Annotated in this window: 1 protein-coding gene; it reads right to left on the minus strand. The window is 66.7% G+C overall.

What is annotated here, in order from left to right; translation table 11 throughout:
* Positions 1-988 (minus strand): IS481 family transposase (locus ACIA58_RS41505; protein WP_396409387.1); only part of this gene is annotated, 988 nt, incomplete at its 3' end.
* Positions 989-1,112: the final 124 nt, after the last annotated feature.

A 1,112-nucleotide genomic window follows, 5' to 3' on the forward strand; every position in this document is an offset into this window, starting at 1 on the left:
TGTACTGCCCAGGGAGGTTGGTTAGGCGGGTGATGGGTGGGAGTTTGTTGGTGGCGGTGTGGGGTCGGTGGTGGTTGTAGTGGTGGAGCCAGGCGGGTAGTGCGTCGCGGCGGGCTTGTTCGGTGGGGTAGAGCTGTTTAAAGGCCCAGCCGTCGGCGAGGGTGCGGTGGAATCTCTCGATTTTGCCGTTGGTTTGGGGGCGGTAGGGCCGGGTGTGTTTGGGTGTGATGCCGAGTGCGGTGCAGGTGTCGTGCCAGAGGTTTGAGCGGTAGGCCGAGCCGTTGTCTGACAAGACGCGCTGGACGGTGATGCCGCGGTCGGTGAACCAGGCCACGGCGTTGCGGAGTACGGCGGTCGCGGTGGCGGCGGTTTCGTCGTCGTGGATTTCGGCGTAGGCGACGCGGGAGTGGTCGTCGAGGACGGTGTGGACGAACGCCGTCCCCATCTTGTTGTTGGAATGGCGGTTGGCTGGTTTGCCGGGTGTGGCGGCCCGGTTCTTCAGGCCCTGTGCGCGGCCGAGGTACCGCCAGCCGCCGCCGTCGGGGATGTTGCCGAGTTTCTTCACGTCGACGTGCAGCATGTCGCCGGGGTGGGGGTGTTCGTAGCGGCGGATCGGCTCGCCGGTGTGCCGGTCGAGATGGGACAGGCGGTTCAGCCGGCACCGGGTCAATACGGCGTGCACGGTCGAAGCAGGTACGCCGGTGTGGTCGGCGAGTTGCACGGGGCCGAGCCGGTGCCGGCGTCGCAGGCTGACGATCCGGCGCACTACGCGTGGTGGTGTCCGATTCGGCTGGCGGCGTGGGCGCGATGACCGGTCGGCCATGCCGGCCTCACCGAGCTCGCGATAGCGCTCGGCCCAGCGTTTCGCAGTTGGCCACGCGACCTGGAACAGCTCCGCGGCCCGCGCCACTGGCCAGCCGTCATCCACTATCAGGCGCGCCAGTCGTAAACGGGCACGCGGGGTCAAAGCAGCGTTAGCGTGGGACACGAAGACCTCCTGGTCGTTGGAGCGGTTCCTAGACAGCTCCACTCCACGCCGGGAGGTCTTCACCCATCAACCACACTCACCGCGTGTCGTCACACTTTCTCAACCAACGTGCCCGGTCAGTACA

Source organism: Kribbella sp. NPDC051586 (genome assembly GCF_044453965.1).
Taxonomy (GTDB): domain Bacteria; phylum Actinomycetota; class Actinomycetes; order Propionibacteriales; family Kribbellaceae; genus Kribbella.